This window comes from Streptomyces sp. NPDC001544 (assembly GCF_042894285.1).
Taxonomy (GTDB): Bacteria; Actinomycetota; Actinomycetes; order Streptomycetales; family Streptomycetaceae; genus Streptomyces.
Genome location: NZ_JBIAVN010000024.1, coordinates 50,637 through 66,887, shown reverse-complemented (window position 1 = coordinate 66,887; position 16,251 = coordinate 50,637). Strand labels below are relative to the sequence as shown.

Sequence of the window (16,251 nt, the reverse complement as noted above, 5' to 3'; positions counted from 1 at the left end):
CCAGATCGACAGCCGTCCGTGCGCGTTGCTCCCCGCCGCTGCGGGGATTTCCAGGGAGCTCACGCTTCTCCCTCCAGATCGCCCTCAAGCTCGAGGTAGGTCGCTCGGAGCCGGTCCAGGGTCTCCTGGTCCGGCTCCGCCCAAAGGCCTCGCTCCGCGGCTTCCAGCAGGCGCTCGGTGATGCCCCTCAGCGCCCACGGGTTGGACTTGCGCATGAACTCCTGGTTCTCGGCGTCGAAGACGTACTCCGCGCTGAGCTTCTCGTACATCCAGTCGTCGACCACGCCCGCGGTGGCGTCGTAGCCGAAGAGGTAGTCGACGGTCGCCGCCATCTCGAAGGCGCCCTTGTAGCCGTGCCGGCGCATCGCCGCCATCCAGCGCGGGTTGACCACGCGGGCCCGGAAGACACGGTGTGTCTCCTCGCCGAGCGTGCGGGTCTTCACCTGGTCCGGCACGGCCGAGTCGCCGACGTACGCCTCGGGGGAGGCGCCCGTCAGATGCCGCACCATGGCGACCATGCCGCCGTGGTACTGGAAGTAGTCGTCGGCGTCGACGAGGTCGTGCTCGCGGGTGTCGACGTTCTTCGCCGCGACCGCGATCCGCTTGAACGCCGTCTCCATGTCCCCGCGGGCCGCCCGCCCGTCGAGCCCGCGCCCGTAGGCGTAGCCGCCCCACACCGCGTACACCTCGGCGAGGTCCGCGTCGGAGCGCCAGTTGCGCGCGTCGATCAGCGGCAGCAGGCCCGCGCCGTAGGCGCCCGGCTTGGAGCCGAAGACACGGGCGGTCGCGCGCCGCCGGTCGCCGTGCCGCGCGGTGTCCTCGTCGGCGTGCGCCCGTACGTAGTTGGACTCGGCGGGCTCGTCCAGCTCGGCCACCGCCCGTACCGCGTCGTCGATCAGCCCGACGACGTGCGGGAACGCGTCCCGGAAGAAGCCGGAGATCCGGACCGTGACGTCGATGCGCGGCCGGCCCAGCTCGGCCAGGGGGACCACCTCGAAGCCGGTCACCCGGCGCGAGGCGTCGTCCCAGACCGGGCGGCAGCCCAGCAGGGCGAGGATCTCGGCGATGTCGTCGCCCTGGGTGCGCATGGCGGACGTGCCCCAGACCGTCAGGCCGACGGACTTCGGGTACGCGCCCGTGTCCTGCAGGTAGCGCGCGACCAGCGAGTCCGCCAGCGACTGGCCGACCTCCCAGCTCAGCCGCGACGGGATGGCCTTGGGGTCCACGGAGTAGAAGTTGCGGCCGGTCGGCAGGACGTTCACCAGCCCGCGCGTCGGCGAGCCGGACGGTCCCGCCGGGACGTAACCGCCGTCCAGCGCGCGCAGGATGTGCCCGATCTCGTCGGTGGTCCGGGCCAGCCGGGGCACGACTTCGGTGCAGGCGAACTCCAGCACGGCGACCGCGTCGGGGAGTTCGGCGCCGAGCACCTCACCCACCAGACCGGCCGCTGCCGTCACGTCCCACGCCCGGGACTCCATGCCCTCCGCGATCCGCCGGCACAGCTGCTCCAGCAGGTCGATCGTGTCGGCGGCCGTCCGGGCCGGCCCCTCCACCAGGTCGGTCAGCTCCGCCGGCACCTTCACCGGGGCGCCCGGCCCGGCCAGCAGTTCCTTCTCCACCAGCCCGAAGTGGGCCGCCAGCGAGGCCCTCAGTCCCGGCAGCGCGTTGGCCTGCCCGCCCCACACCTGCGAGGCCCGCAGCACGGCGAGCACCAGGTTCACCCGGGGCTCGCCGACCGGGCCGCCGCCCAGGATGTGCAGACCGTCGCGGATCTGCACGTCCTTGATCTCGCAGAGGTAGCCGTCGATGTGCATGACGAACTCGTCGAACTCGTCGTCGTCCGGCTGTTCCGCCACATGCAGGTCGTGGTGCAGCTCCGCGGCCTTGACCAGGGTCCAGATCTGCGCGCGCACGGTCGGCGCCTTCGCCGGGTCCAGGTCCGAGACGAGCGCGTACTCGTCGAGGAGCTGCTCCAGCTTGGCCAGGTCGCCGTAGGTGTCGGCGCGGGCCATCGGCGGCACCAGGTGGTCGACGACCGTGGCGTGCCCGCGCCGCTTGGCCTGGGTGCCCTCGCCGGGGTCGTTGACGATGAACGGGTAGATCAGCGGCAGGTCGCCGAGGACCGCGTCCGGCGCGCAGCCGCCGGACAGCCCGAGGCCCTTGCCGGGCAGCCACTCCATCGTGCCGTGCTTGCCCATGTGCACGATCGCGTCGGCGCCGAAGCTGTTCTCCAGCCAGCGGTACGCGGCCATGTAGTGGTGCGACGGCGGCATGTCGGGGTCGTGGTAGATCGCGATCGGGTTCTCGCCGAAGCCGCGCGGCGGCTGGATCATGACGACGACGTTCCCGAACCGGAGGGAGGCGAGGACGATGTCGTCGCCGTCGACGTAGAGGGACCCCGGGGGCTCGCCCCACGCCTCCAGCATGGCGTCCTTCAGCTCCGGGTCGAGCTTGTCGAACCACGCCCGGTAGTCGGCGAGCGGCACGCGCGCGGGCGCGGCGGCAAGCTGCTCCTCCGTGAGCCACTCGACGTCGTGCCCGCCGGCCTCGATGAGGCGGTGGATCAGCTCGTCCCCGTTGTCGGGGTACTCGGTGAGGCCGTACCCGGCGTCACGGAGCGCGTCCAGCACCCGTACCGCCGACGCCGGGGTGTCCAGACCGACCGCGTTGCCGACCCGGGAGTGCTTGGTCGGGTAGGCGGTGAAGACCAGCGCGATCCTCTTGTCCGCGTTGGCCTTGTGCTTCAACTGCGCGTGGCGTACGGCGATCCCGGCGACCCGTCCCGCCCGCTCGGGGTCCGCCACGTACACCGGCACCTCGTCGGGGCCCTGCTCCTTGAAGGAGAACGGCACCGTGATGAGTCGCCCGTCGAACTCCGGGATCGCGACCTGCATCGCCGCGTCCATGGGGGAGAGGGCGGCGTCGGACTCGTCCCAGGCCGCGTGCGACGAGGTGAGGCAGAGCCCCTGCAGCACCGGGATGTTCAGCCCGGCCAGCGCCCCGATGTCCCACGCCTCCTCGTCGCCGCCCGCGGAGGCCTGCGAGGCGTGCGTGCCGCCCGCGGCGAGCACGGTGGCCACCAGGGTGTCCGCCCGGCCGAGGATCTCGTACAGCCCGGCGTCGGCGCCGCGCAGCGAACCGCAGTAGACCGGCAGGGCGTTGGCGCCGCGCGCCTCGATCGCGTCGCACAGGGTGTCCACGAAGGCGGTGTTGCCGCTCAGCTCGTGGGCGCGGTAGAAGAGCACGCCGACGGTCGGGCGGCCGTCCTGGAACGTGCGCGAGCCGTGCACGCCGTACTCCGGCATCTTCCGCGGCTCGACGAAGCCCTCACCGGTCAGCAGCACGGTGTCGGACAGGAACCGGGCCAGCTCGGTCAGGTTCTCCGGGCCGCCCTCCACGAGGTACTTCAGCGCCTCGGCCACCACACCGGCGGGCACCGACGACTCGGCCATCAACTCGGCGTCCGGCACGGCCTCTCCGCCGAGCAGCACGGTCGGGACGCCGGACGTCCTGAGCGCGGCCAGTCCGTCCTCCCAGGCCCGCTTGCCGCCGAGCAGCCGTACGACGGCGATGTCGGCGCCCGCGAGGAGCGACGGCAGCTCGGCCTCGACGTCCACCCGGGTCGGGTTGCCGATCCGGTAGGACGCGCCGGAGGCCCGGGCCGCCAGCAGATCGGTGTCGGCGGTCGACAACAACAGCACTGTGCTCATGCGGGCGCTCCCGGTGGAATGAAGGGCAGTCCTTGCGGCGCGCCCGACTCGATGAGCCGCAAGAGCGCGTCCGTGTCCGCGTGTTGTTCGATCAGGTCGCCGAGCCGGTCGAGCTGCTCCTCGCGCAGCGCGGCGAACGACGTGTCCGGCGCCGGTACGAAGCGGCGGCCCGCGGCGGCGGCCACCTCGCGCAGGAAGGCCCGCCGGAAGCCGTCCGACTCCAGCGAGCCGTGCCAGTGCGTGCCCCAGGTCTGGCCGACCCGGCAGCCGTCCAGGAAGGGCGTGCCGCCCGTCACCTCGGCGACCCCGTGATGGATCTCGTACCCCTCGACCGGCTCGCCGAGGGCCTCGCCCACCGGCCGGGTGAGGGTCTTCTCGCGGGCGAACCGCACGCGGACGGGGAGGACTCCGAGCCCTTCGACCTGACCGACGCGCGACTCGACCTCGTCCTCGATGTGCTCGCCGAGGATCTGGAAGCCGCCGCAGATCCCGAGGACCGGCCGTCCTTCGGCGGCTCTCCTGCTGATCGCCTGCGCGAGCCCGCGCTCCCGCAGCCACTGAAGCGCCCGCACGGTCCCGCGCGTCCCCGGGATCACCACGAGGTCGGCGTCCGCGAGCTCCTCCGGCCGGTCCACGAACCGCACCACGACACCCGGTTCGGCGGCCAGCGCGTCCACGTCGGTGAAGTTGGACATCAGCGGGATCGCGCACACGGCGACCCGCAGCACGTCCTCGCCGACGGGCGGGGCGGTGTTCGACTCGCGCACCGTCCCCCGCAAGGACACCCTCAGTCCGTCCTCCTCGTCGATGCCGAGCCCGTGCCGGAAGGGCAGCACGCCGTACGTGCGCCGTCCGGTGAGCCCCTGCAGCATGTCCAGGCCGGGTTCCAGCAGGGAGACGTCACCGCGGAACTTGTTCACCAGGAACCCGGCGACGAGCTCCTGGTCCTCGGGCGACAGCAGGGCGACCGTCCCGAAGAAGGAGGCGAACACACCCCCGCGGTCGATGTCGCCGACGACGAGCACGGGCAGCCGCGCGTTCCGCGCGATGCCCATGTTCACGATGTCCGTCCGGCGCAGATTGATCTCGGCGGGTGAACCGGCCCCCTCGCAGATCACCGCGTCGTACGTGCCGCGCAACTCCTCCAGGCACTCCAGCACGGTCCCCAGCAGCCGCTGCTGCCGCCCGCCGTGATAGCCGCGCGCGCTCAGCTCGCCCACCGGCTTGCCCAGCAGCACCACTTGGCTGCTCTGCTCGCCGCCCGGCTTGAGCAGCACGGGATTCATCAGCGCGGTCGGCTCGACACGGCACGCCTGTGCCTGCATGGCCTGCGCCCGCCCGATCTCCGCGCCCTCCCGCGTCACGAACGAGTTGAGGGACATGTTCTGCGCCTTGAACGGCGCCACCTTGACCCCCTGCCGCACCAGCCAACGGCAGATACCGGCGGTCACGACGCTCTTGCCCGCGTCGGAGGTGGTACCGGCGACCAGGAGGCCCCCGCTCATTTCCCACGTCCCTTCACAACGGCGCGCGCGGCGACGGTGACGCCGAGCGCGAGCAGACCGACCCGCCGGGAGAGCCGTACGGCCCGTTCGATGTCGGGCACGGCGACGGTGCGTCCCTCCTGGTTCAGCACCGGCCGGTGCTCCACCCGCCCCCCGTACGACAGGGTTCCGCCCAGCCGCACGCCGAGCGCCCCCGCGAACGAGGCCTCCACGGGCCCGGCGTTGGGGCTCGGATGCCTGCCGGCGTCGGCCCGCCAGGCCCGTACGGCTCCGCGCGGGTCGCCGCCCGCCACGGTCGCCAGGGCGGCCGTCAGCCGTGCCCCCGGCCATCCCGCGAGGTCGTCCAGCCGCGCCGAGGCCCACCCGTACCGCCGGTATCTGAGGGACTTGTGCCCGACCATGGCGTCGAGGGTGTTGACGGCCCGGAAGCCCAGCAGCCCGGGCACCCCGCCGAGGGCGCCCCAGACCAGGGCCCCCACGACCGCGTCGGAGGTGTTCTCCGCGACGGACTCCACGACGGCCCGGGCGATCCCGTCGGCGTCGAGCGCCTGCGGATCCCGGCCGCACAGGTGCGGCAGCCGCTCCCGGGCGCCCTCGACGTCCCCGGCCTGAAGCGCACGCCCGATGCGCCGGGCCTCACGGGCGAGGGAGGTCCCGCCCACGACGGCCCACGTGGCGGCGGCGGTCAGCGCGACGGAGGCGCTGCGGGAGGAGCGTACGGCCGCGGCGGCGACGGCGCCCAGACCGGCGGCGCCACCCACGCAGGCCGCGGTGTGCAGTGCGCCCCATCCCCGGTGGTCACGCCACAGCACCCGCTCCACGGCGGCGGCGGCCCGCCCGAACGCGGCGACCGGATGCCCGCGGTGCGGATCACCGAGCAGGTGGTCGCCGAGGAGGCCGGCGGCGGCGCCGTACGCGAAGACGCGATCGGCACGCATCGGCTCAGCCGGCCGTGGGGTCGGGCAGCGACCTGGTGCTGTACCTCAACGGCCGAGCGAGCATGGCGATATGTCCTCACTCAGGGTGTCCACGCCCTGGTTCGACTAGACCGGCGGTGAGAGTTCCTGGCTCCCGGGGCTTCCTACCCCGGTGACAGTGGCGGGACCGCGCCGGATTCGCACCGGCTTCCTCTCCTGCCGCCGTACATGGCTCCGGAAGTCCACCACGGCCCCGGAAGAGCCGTCAACTTGCTGTTGACCTGCACGGGGAGAGTGTGCTGAGGCCCACACCGACGCGGTGGCGGACGGTACGGCGGCATGCGAAAGGCTCCTCCCCGAGGACTTCGGGGAGGAGCCTCGATGCCTTGTTCAGGCTTTGATCAGGCTTTGTGCATGATCAGGTAGATCCCGTAGGCCACCGCCGCCGCGCACGCCGCGAAGCAGACGTACGCGCCGGTGACGGCGAGCCCGGCCGAGTCCCCCTGGGCGGCGGCGCGCTCGCGGCGCGAGAGGCCGGTGACGCCGAGGGTGAACAGGGCCACCAGGCCGACGGTGACGGCGAGGCTGACGCCGAAGACGGAGCCGAGGGCTGCCCAGTCGATCTTCATGTCGGAACTGCTTTCTCTAACCGGGTGCCCGGGGTCAGACGGTGGCGGCCGGCGGGGTCGCCGGGTCGGCGGCGACGCGTGCCGCCGGGGACGGGATCGTGCTCGACAGGTCCTCGGCCGGCACGCCCACCGGGGGCGGGGTGACGACGGCGATCGCGGTGGTGACCACGCCGGCCGGCTCCTCGCTCTCGTTGACGTTGGTCGCGTCGACCACCCCGCGGCGGGAGTACTTCCAGATCGCGGCGCTGGAGGCCACGAGGAAGACCAGTACCAGCGCGGTGCCCCAGTCACCGAGACCGGTGACCGACTCGGCGAGCGCGCCGACCAGCGCGGCGGCCGGGAGGGTGAGCGCCCAGGCGACGAACATCCGGGTCGCCGTGGACCAGCGGACCACACCGCCCTTGCGGCCCAGGCCCGCGCCCATCACGGAACCGGAGACGACATGCGTGGTGGAGAGGGAGAAGCCGAGGTGGGAGGAGGCCAGGATGGCCGTGGCCGCGCTGGTCTGGGCGGCGAAGCCCTGCTGCGGCTGAAGCTCCGTCAGGCCCTTGCCCATGGTGCGGATGATGCGCCAGCCGCCGATGTAGGTGCCGAGCGCGATGGCGAGACCGGCGGAGAGGATCACCCAGGTGGGAGGGTCGGAGTCAGGGGCGATGGAGCCGCCGGCGACCAGGGCGAGGGTGATGATGCCCATCGTCTTCTGCGCGTCGTTCGTGCCGTGGGCCAGGGACACCAGGCCGGCCGAGGCGATCTGGCCGACGCGGTAGCCCTTGCGGGTGGCCTCGCCGTCGGCGTTCTTGCCGATGCCGTAGGAGACCCGGGTGGCGAGCATCGCCGCCACGCCCGCGACCACGGGGGCCGCGACCGCCGGGAGCAGCACCTTGGTGACGAGCACGTCGCCGTGGACGGCGCCCATGCCGGCGGAGGCGACGGTGGCGCCGATCAGGCCGCCCATCAGGGCGTGCGAGGAGCTGGAGGGCAGCCCCACCAGCCAGGTCAGCAGGTTCCAGAGGATCGCGCCGACCAGGGCGGCGAAGATGACCTCGGGACGGATGCCGCTCTCGTCGACGAGACCCTTGGAGATCGTGTTGGCGACCTCCACGGAGAGGAAAGCGCCCACAAGGTTGAGCACGGCGGACATGGCCACCGCGACCTTGGGCTTGAGCGCGCCGGTCGAGATGGTGGTGGCCATCGCGTTGGCGGTGTCGTGGAAACCGTTCGTGAAATCGAACGCGAGAGCGGTTACCACCACTATCGCGAGGATCAGCGAGAAGCTTTCCATTTACCCAGGCAATCGTTCGAAGTCATTGGTCGGTTGACCGTAGGCAACCTGGATGAACGGAAGGTGAACTGAGATAGGCGTCGAGGTGTCGGAAACGCCTGGTGAAGGACCTGAGTGGGGGTGCGCGCCACGGATGGCAGGATCACCGCCATGGCTGAAGAGAGCAGAGGCGTACGCGAGGCCGAATCGCGGGCCTGGGAGGCGCTGGTCGCCACGGCCCGCCGGACCGTGGCCGACGGACTCGTGGTCGGCACCTCCGGCAACGTGTCGGTACGCGTCGGCGACACCGTGCTGGTCACACCGTCGGGCGTCCCCTACGACCGGCTCACGCCGCACGACGTGACCGGCGTCGACCTCACCGGACGCCAGGTGCTCGGCACGCTGGTCCCCACCAGCGAACTGCCCATGCATCTGGCCGTCTACCGCACCACCGACGCCGGCGCCGTCGTCCACACCCATGCCGTGCACGCCACGGCCGTCTCCACCCTCGTGACCGAACTCCCGGCGGTCCACTACATGTCCGGCACCCTCGGCGGCCCGGTCCGGGTCGCCCCCTACGCGACCTACGGCACCGAGGAACTGGCCGAGAACATGCTCCGTGCCCTCGCCGACCGCTCCGGCTGCCTGCTGCAGAACCACGGCACGATCACCTACGGCGCCGGCCTCGACCAGGCCTACGACCGCACCGCCCAGCTCGAATGGATGTGCCGCCTGTGGCTGACGGCCTCCGCGGTGCCCGGGCTGACGCCGTCCCTGCTGACCCCGGAGCAGCTGGCGGCCGCGGGGGAGAAGCTGCGCGGGTACGGCCGGCGGAGGTGAAGGGCGACGGCCACCCACTTGGTCCCCGCCCACGGGGATTGAAGGGCGCCCCGCGCTGGAACCCGGAAGGACATGTCACCCCGACCCTTCCTCCCGCTGGCCGGTAAGGCGGCCCCCCGGGACACTGGACCCGTGCGCACCGTCACAGCGGCGGCCTCGGCCGTCACCGCGGTCCTGGCGGCCGGCGCGGCCGGCGTGGCCGTCGGCCGGATCGCCAGCGACGCCGCGCTCAAGGCGGCGCCCGGCAGACCGCTGCCCACCGAGCCCCGGCTCACGGTGCACACCGTGACCGCGGACCGGCTCGCACTCACCCGTGACCTGGCCTCCCTGCGTCCCGGCGCCTACGGCCTGGCCGGCGACGGTTCACACGCCGTCGTCGGCCCCGTCCTGGAAGCCGCGGCGCCCTCACCCGACACTGTCGTACGCCGCCTCGAACGCGTCACCCACGGCACGCTGGAACCCGGCGACCAGGTGTGGCTCACCCCCAACCTCTACGTCGGCAACCCGGACGCCGCCCTCGGCCTCGACCACGCCGACGTGGACGTGCCCGGGGAACTCGGCGCGCTGCCCGCCTGGTTCGTGCCCGGCGCGCGGGACACCTGGGTGATCGCGGTGCACGGCCTCGGCACGACGCGGGAGCTCCCCATGAACGTCATGGGGTTCCTGCACGGTCTGCGTCTCCCCGTACTCGCCGTCTCCTGCCGCGGCGACCTCGGCGCCCCGCGCCCGCCGGACGGCCTGAACCACCTCGGGGAGACCGAATGGCGCGACGTGGACGCGGCGATCCGCTACGCCGTCCGCCACGGCGCCCGACGCGTCGTCCTCCACGGCTGGTCCACCGGCGCCACCATGGCCCTGCGCGCCGCCCTCCACTCCGCCACACGCGACCGGGTCTGCGGACTGGTCCTGGACTCGCCGGTGCTGAGCTGGGAGGCCACGCTGCGCGCCCTGGCCGCGGCCCGGCGCACGCCCGACTTCCTGCTGCCGCTCGCCGTCCGGGCCGCCCAGGGCCGCGTCGGCCTGCGCGCCGAGCGCGCCGCGGAAAGTGCCGACCCGGCGCGGCTGACCGTGCCCACCCTGCTGATCCACGGACCGGACGACGCGGTGGCCCCCTGGGAGTTCTCCCGCCGCCTCGCCGCGCGGCGCCCCGACCGGGTCACCCTGCACACCGTGCGGGACGCCCCGCACGGGGCCATGTGGAACGCCGACCCGAAGGGATACGAGGAGGCCGTACGGCGGTTCCTGACGCCGCTGATGTGAACGCCGTCGGCGGGAACGCCGCCGGTGTGCACACCGACCGAGCCATGCCGACCCGCTGCCGCGACGCGGGGGCTGACGTCCCGTCCGGCCGTTCCGTTCAAGGCCGTACCACTGGCCGGAACCGCCCTCCTCGGCCCCCGCCGGAGCCGGTGCGTTGGCCCACCCCGTCGCCCGCGGTGACATTCCGTTTGGGTTTTCGGACCGTCAACCGGAAGACTGCACCCGTGACGTCCCGTATCCCGCGCGACTCCAGGCTTCGACTCGTCCGACCGCGACCCCTGGCCGCCGCCCCCCGAGCGATGAACCAGCGGCGCTCGCGCCGCCCCGCACCCCGCCCGCCGGAGGGCACGCCCGCCCCCGCCGAGCTGGCCAGGATGGCGCGATCCCGCCTGGCCGGCGCCGCTCGCGTGGCGCACTGGGCCGACGCCGCCCTCGGCCCGGGCCGCGACGGAGCGACCGCGGACGGCAAGGCCACCCTGTCCGCGGCGACGGCCGAAAGCGCCGCCGCGGATCTGGGCCTGACCGCCGCTCAGGTCCGGGCGGACTGGGACACCGCCCGCCTCGCCGGCCTCGTGGAGGTGCACGGCGACAGCGCACGCCCCGGCTGGCGCCTGCGCGCCTGGGACCGCGACGACAGCGCCGTCCTGCGCGGCTGGGTCGCCCTCTTCGACGCCTGGTCGCTCGCCTACCCCGAGCCCGCGGAGCACGAGGCCGCCGCCGTCGCCGAGGTCGTCTCGGCCATGCCCCAGGTGCTGTCCTTCCTCCAGCTGTCGGCCGGTCCCGTCCCGGTCGAGCAGCTCCTCGACCTGCTCCAGCAGCGGGTCACCGAACTGCGCACCGAGCGCTGCGAGATCTCCTACGGGCCCGAGCCCCGGCCCGTCACCGGCGCCGCGCCCGCCGCCGCCCGGCCGGCGCAGCCCGCGCCCGACCTCGCACCGCTGCTCGACTGGGCCCTGCACGCCCTCGCCTCCGTCGGCGCCCTCACCTACGGCGACGGCCAGGCCACGCTCACCCCGCTCGGCAGCTGGGCCGTCTGGGTCAAGCTCGAGCAGATCTGCGTGGCCGCGCAGAGCCCCGCCGGGAACATCGAGCAGGGCGCCGAGGACATGCTGCGCGGCTGCTCCCAGCTCCGGCCCAACGCGGCCCGCGCCGAATACCGCGCCTGGCTCGCCGCCCGTCCCGTCGGAAGCGCCGTCACCGAGCTCATCGACGCCGCCCGCGGCGAGGACGCCCTGCTGCGCGGCCTCGCCTTCGAGGCGCTGCGTGTCGTCGGCGCCCCGGCGGAGGCCGACGTGCGCGCCGTCCTCGACGAACCGACGCTCAGACCGTACGCGCTGCTGTGGCTCGCCGAGCACGACGGCGTGGACCCGGAGGACGCCCACGAGGTCCTCACCCGCGAGGAGGCCACCTGGCTGTGGGTGGACACCGCCGCCGCCGTCGCCGACCACGGAGAGGCGCCGTTGCTCGTCCGCCATCTGGAGTCGGCGGTGCAGCCCACCGTCCCCCAACTGCTGGACGAGGTCCGCGCGGTCGGTCACCCGCGCACGGTGCAGGTCCTGGTGGCCCTCGCCGCCGCGCACCCCGACCCCGCCCTGGCCAAGGCGGTGCGGCGGGCCGCCTTCCAGGTGCACACGGGGGGATGAGACCGGGCGGGCGTCAGGCCCCGATCTCGGGGGCGTACGTCCCGAAGCTCCAGATGTTGCCCTCGACGTCCCGGGCCATGTAGTCCCGGGAGCCGTAGGGCTGGTCGGTCGGGGGCACCAGGATCTCCGCGTCGTGGTCCACGGCGCGTCGGTGGTGGGCGTCGACGTCGTCCACCACGACGTACACCCCCGTCGGGCCCGCGTCCCCCATCGCCTCCGCGAAGACGCCGTCCCGGCCCTTGGAGCCGACCATCACCCCGCCGTTGCCCTGCACCAGCTCGGCGTGCAGCACCGTGCCGTCCTCGCCCTCGTACACCGACAGCTCGCTGAACCCGAAGGCCTCCGTGAGCTGCCTGATCGCCGCCTTGGCGTCCGCGTACAGCAGCGTCGGATAAACGGTCGGCCGACCACCACCCGTGCCCGCCATGCCCACCACTCCCTTCCACGTCCGTTGTGCCCGGCTTGCCCGTTCAGTCTGGCACCGCCTTTCCCCGGCCGGGGGTTGCGGTGTGGACCGCCGGCCCGGTTCCTGCGAGGGGGATATCGCCCCCGCCGCCCCTACCCATCCCGACCCCAGGGGCTCCGCCCCTTCAACCCCACCGGGGGACTCCGTCTCCCCGGCCCCCTGCGGGGCTGCGCCCCTGCGCCCCGGGCTGGGGCCTTGCGGGGCTGTGCTCCTGCGCCCCGGGCTGGGGCCTTGCGGGGCTGTGCCCCTGCGCCCCGGGGGGCGTGCCTCTGGTCTCCTGCGGGGCTTCGCCCCTGCACCCCGGGGGGTTGCACTTCCGGTCTCTTGCGGGGCGTCGCCTCTGCGCCCCAGGGGCTGTGCTCCTGGTCTCCTGCGGGGCGCCGCCCCTGCACCCCTGGGGGCTGTGCTCCTGGTCCCCCTGCGGGGCTTCGCCCCCGCACCCCGGGCTTTCGCCCCCGCACCCCGGGCTTTCGCCCGCGCACCCCGGGCTTCGCCCCCGCCCCGGGGGCTGCGTGCCCGGACCCACCCACGCCCTGGGGCCGCGCGCCCCCACGCCCGCCGGGGGCTGCACCCCTACCGCCTGCTCCGGCCTGGAAGGCCAAGGTTCGGACGCCGGCGCCGGGTCCTGCCGGTGGGCTCGCGGCCCTGGGCCTACCGTGCGCCCTCGCCCGGAGGGCCACCGCGCCCTCGCCCGGAGGGCCACCGCGCCCTCGCCCGGAGGGCAACCGCGGGCGTGCCGTATGTCACGCGGGTGTCCTGCTCTGCGTACGGCTCAGGGACCGCGCAGGTCGTCGCGGTGGACGGCCTGGGCCGACGGTGGCCCGAACACTCGCACGCAGAAAAAGTGCTTGCCCCGCCCCGTTAGACTTCTCCCATGGCCATTCTCCTCGCGCATTAGACGGCGGGAACGTCCTCAGCCGCCCACCCGCCACTACCTCCGCTCTGGAGTCTGTCCGTGATCTCCGCCTCCGGTATCGAGCTGCGCGCCGGTGCCCGCATCCTCATCGAGAACGCCACCTTCCGCGTGGCCAAGGGCGACCGCATCGGCCTGGTCGGCCGCAACGGCGCAGGAAAGACCACCCTCACCAAGTGCCTCGCCGGCGAAGGCATCCCGGCCGCCGGCACCATCACCCGCTCCGGCGAGGTCGGCTACCTCCCGCAGGACCCCCGCACCGGCGACCTCGACGTCCTCGCCCGCGACCGCATCCTCTCCGCGCGCGGCCTCGACGTACTGCTCCGCAAGATGCGCGAGAACGAGCAGCGCATCGCGAACGGCCAGGGCGCGACCCGGGAGAAGGCCCTCAAGCAGTACGAGCGCCAGGAGACGGAGTTCCTCACCAAGGGCGGGTACGCCGCCGAGGCCGAGGCCGCCACCATCGCCGCCGCGCTGAACCTGCCCGACCGGGTGCTCGGCCAGCCGCTGCACACCCTCTCCGGCGGTCAGCGCCGTCGCGTGGAGCTCGCCCGGATCCTGTTCTCCGACGCGGACACCCTGCTGCTCGACGAGCCGACCAACCACCTCGACGCCGACTCGATCGTCTGGCTGCGGGACTACCTGAAGACCTACCGCGGCGGCTTCATCGTGATCTCCCACGACGTCGACCTGGTCGAGACGGTCGTCAACAAGGTGTTCTACCTGGACGCCAACCGCTCCCAGATCGACATCTACAACATGGGCTGGAAGCTCTACCAGCAGCAGCGCGAGGCCGACGAGAAGCGCCGCAAGCGCGAGCGCGCCAACGCCGAGAAGAAGGCCGCCGCATTGCATTCGCAGGCCGACAAGATGCGCGCCAAGGCCACCAAGACGGTCGCCGCGCAGAACATGGCCCGCCGCGCGGACAAGCTGCTGGCCGGTCTGGACGCCGTCCGGCAGTCCGACAAGGTCGCCAAGCTCCGCTTCCCGGAGCCCGCGCCCTGCGGCAAGACCCCGCTGATGGCGGAGGGCCTGTCGAAGTCGTACGGCTCGCTGGAGATCTTCACCGACGTCGACCTGGCCATCGACAAGGGTTCGAGGGTCGTCATCCTCGGCCTCAACGGCGCCGGCAAGACCACCCTGCTCCGTCTGCTCGGCGGGGTGGAGCAGCCCGACACCGGCGCGGTCGTCCCCGGTCACGGCCTCAAGCTCGGCTACTACGCCCAGGAGCACGAGACCCTGGACCCCGAGCGCACGGTGCTGGAGAACATGCGCTCGGCGGCGCCCGACATGGACCTCGTCGAGGTGCGCAAGGTGCTCGGCTCGTTCCTCTTCTCCGGTGACGACGTCGACAAGCCGGCCGGTGTCCTCTCCGGCGGCGAGAAGACCCGCCTGGCCCTCGCGACCCTCGTGGTGTCCTCCGCGAACGTGCTGCTCCTGGACGAGCCCACCAACAACCTCGACCCGGCCAGCCGCGAGGAGATCCTCGGCGCGCTGCGCACCTACAAGGGGGCCGTGGTGCTGGTCACCCACGACGAGGGCGCCGTCGAGGCGCTCCAGCCGGAGCGGATCATCCTGCTGCCGGACGGCGTGGAGGACCTGTGGGGCTCCGACTACGCGGATCTCGTCGCCCTGGCTTGATCGAATGAATGATCCACTGCGTATGGATCATTCGGCCGATCCGTGATCCATCATCTGTGTGAGATCTCCTCGTATCGAGGTGTGTCCTACATCGATTTCGCGGCCGATCCCTCAGTTGCCGAGGGGTCGGCCGCTGCGCGTCTCTGACCTGGCACTTCATGAAAGAACCCGTTCGGCCGTACGGACACACGCGTCCGGAATTGCGGATTCCGGTTGTGGGGATGCGCTCCTGTCGTCAAAACCGTGTCTCACGGACCTTGCCGAATGGGTGGCCATCGGGCCCGGGAGGGGTGATCATGAGGAGACCAGAGCGCACTTCCCATGAGGAGGCACGGGTGGCCGAGACTCTGAAGAAGGGCAGCCGGGTGACCGGCGCCGCGCGCGACAAGCTCGCGGCAGACCTGAAGAAGAAGTACGACTCCGGTGCGAGCATCCGGGCGCTGGCCGAGGAGACCGGCCGCTCGTATGGCTTCGTACACCGGATGCTCAGTGAGTCGGGCGTCACGCTCCGTGGGCGTGGCGGAGCGACCAGGGGCAAGAAAGCCGCCACGTCCTGATCCGGGCGGCCATCGGCTTCGATGGTGGCCACCCGGTCGGTCGGGTGATCGGCCGGGTGGTTACTGTGCAGTCACTTGAGCGACCGCACGCATCGGAGGCGTCATGGCTTCGTCCGACAAGGATCTCGTTCCCCTGCTCGACCAGGACGGCGTACGGCTCACCGTCGACGACGCGCTCGCCACGGTGACGCTGACCAACCCGGACAAGCGCAACGTGCAGAGCCCCGCTCTGTGGCGGGCGCTGGCCCAGGTCGGCCGGCTGCTGCCGGGCTCCGTTCGGGTGGTCGTGCTGCGCGGTGAGGGCAAGTCCTTCTCCGCCGGACTCGACCGGCAGATGTTCACGCCCGAGGGGATCGAGGGCGAGCCGACCTTCGTCGATCTCGCGCGCCGTGACGACGCCGAGCTCGACGCGACCATCGCCGGCTACCAGGAGGCGTTCACCTGGTGGCGGCGGAACGACATCGTGTCCGTCGCCGCCGTACAGGGCCACGCCATCGGCGCCGGCTTCCAACTGGCCCTCGCATGTGACCTGCGCGTCGTCGCGCACGACGTGCAGTTCGCCATGCGCGAGACCAGCCTCGGGATCGTGCCCGACCTCACGGGCACGCACCCGCTGGTGGAGCTGGTCGGGTACGCCCGCGCGCTGGAGATCTGTGTGACCGGACGGTTCGTGCAGGCCGAGGAGGCGGTGAGTTCCGGGCTGGCCAACATCGCGGTGCCGGTGGCGGAGCTCGACGACACGGTCCGCGACTTCACGGCCGCGCTGCTGGCAGCGCCCCGTGACGCGGTCGTGGAGACCAAGGCCCTGCTGCGTGGGGCCGCCGGTCGCGGCTACGACGAACAGCGTGCCGCCGAGCGTCAGGCCCAGGCACGACGGCTGCGCGACCTGGCCGGCGTCGGCGAGTGAGC

At 72.8% G+C, this 16,251-nt stretch carries 12 protein-coding genes and 1 riboswitch; of the genes, 6 read left to right on the top strand and 6 right to left on the bottom strand.

Features of this window, described 5'->3' with window-relative positions; translation table 11 throughout:
- Window positions 1–59: 59 nt before the first annotated feature.
- From cobN to ACFY0F_RS36410, 5 genes are all read right to left on the bottom strand, one after another.
- Complete coding sequence (gene cobN, locus ACFY0F_RS36430; protein ID WP_388804501.1) at window positions 60–3,710, bottom strand: cobaltochelatase subunit CobN; 3,651 nt, start codon at window positions 3,708–3,710, stop codon at window positions 60–62.
- Window positions 3,707–5,215, bottom strand: coding sequence for a cobyric acid synthase (locus ACFY0F_RS36425; protein ID WP_388804498.1), 1,509 nt, complete (start codon window positions 5,213–5,215; stop codon window positions 3,707–3,709). Before ACFY0F_RS36425 ends, cobN begins: the two co-directional genes overlap by 4 nt.
- Window positions 5,212–6,153, bottom strand: a complete 942-nt coding sequence (locus ACFY0F_RS36420) for a cobalamin biosynthesis protein (protein WP_388804495.1) — start codon at window positions 6,151–6,153, stop codon at window positions 5,212–5,214. Before ACFY0F_RS36420 ends, ACFY0F_RS36425 begins: the two co-directional genes overlap by 4 nt.
- 100 nt (window positions 6,154–6,253) lie before the next feature.
- Window positions 6,254–6,394: riboswitch (cobalamin riboswitch) on the bottom strand.
- A gap of 139 nt (window positions 6,395–6,533) precedes the next feature.
- Window positions 6,534–6,761 carry a hypothetical protein gene (locus tag ACFY0F_RS36415; protein ID WP_388804493.1) on the bottom strand — a complete coding sequence of 76 codons (228 nt, stop codon included), beginning with the start codon at window positions 6,759–6,761 and terminating at the stop codon, window positions 6,534–6,536.
- 34 nt (window positions 6,762–6,795) lie between these two features.
- Complete coding sequence (locus ACFY0F_RS36410; protein ID WP_388804490.1) at window positions 6,796–8,043, bottom strand: anion permease; 1,248 nt, start codon at window positions 8,041–8,043, stop codon at window positions 6,796–6,798.
- 150 nt (window positions 8,044–8,193) lie between these two features.
- Between ACFY0F_RS36410 and ACFY0F_RS36405 the strand changes: the two genes are divergently transcribed.
- The 3 genes from ACFY0F_RS36405 (at window position 8,194) to ACFY0F_RS36395 (ending at window position 11,765) form a co-directional block, all read left to right on the top strand.
- Complete coding sequence (locus ACFY0F_RS36405) at window positions 8,194–8,862, top strand: class II aldolase/adducin family protein (RefSeq protein ID WP_388804487.1); 669 nt, start codon at window positions 8,194–8,196, stop codon at window positions 8,860–8,862.
- 132 nt (window positions 8,863–8,994) lie between these two features.
- On the top strand, window positions 8,995–10,122 hold the full coding sequence (locus tag ACFY0F_RS36400) for an alpha/beta hydrolase family protein (RefSeq protein ID WP_388804484.1): 1,128 nt from the start codon (window positions 8,995–8,997) through the stop codon (window positions 10,120–10,122).
- A gap of 224 nt (window positions 10,123–10,346) precedes the next feature.
- Entirely contained in the window at window positions 10,347–11,765 is a 1,419-nt protein-coding gene (locus ACFY0F_RS36395; protein ID WP_388804481.1) for a hypothetical protein, read from the top strand.
- Window positions 11,766–11,778: 13 nt separating this feature from the next.
- On the opposite strand, the gene ACFY0F_RS36390 is transcribed toward ACFY0F_RS36395, so the two are convergent.
- Window positions 11,779–12,192, bottom strand: coding sequence for a VOC family protein (locus ACFY0F_RS36390; RefSeq protein ID WP_388804478.1), 414 nt, complete (start codon window positions 12,190–12,192; stop codon window positions 11,779–11,781).
- Window positions 12,193–13,186: 994 nt separating this feature from the next.
- Between ACFY0F_RS36390 and ACFY0F_RS36385 the strand changes: the two genes are divergently transcribed.
- The 3 genes from ACFY0F_RS36385 to ACFY0F_RS36375 all read left to right on the top strand — a co-directional run bounded on the left by ACFY0F_RS36385 (window position 13,187) and on the right by ACFY0F_RS36375 (window position 16,249).
- Window positions 13,187–14,785, top strand: coding sequence for an ABC-F family ATP-binding cassette domain-containing protein (locus ACFY0F_RS36385; protein ID WP_388804475.1), 1,599 nt, complete (start codon window positions 13,187–13,189; stop codon window positions 14,783–14,785).
- Window positions 14,786–15,120: 335 nt separating this feature from the next.
- Window positions 15,121–15,342: a helix-turn-helix domain-containing protein gene (locus ACFY0F_RS36380; protein ID WP_010355597.1), complete on the top strand. Its 222-nt coding sequence runs from the start codon at window positions 15,121–15,123 to the stop codon at window positions 15,340–15,342.
- 103 nt (window positions 15,343–15,445) lie between these two features.
- Window positions 15,446–16,249, top strand: a complete 804-nt coding sequence (locus ACFY0F_RS36375; protein WP_388804473.1) for an enoyl-CoA hydratase/isomerase family protein — start codon at window positions 15,446–15,448, stop codon at window positions 16,247–16,249.
- The last annotated feature ends 2 nt before the right edge of the window (window positions 16,250–16,251 follow it).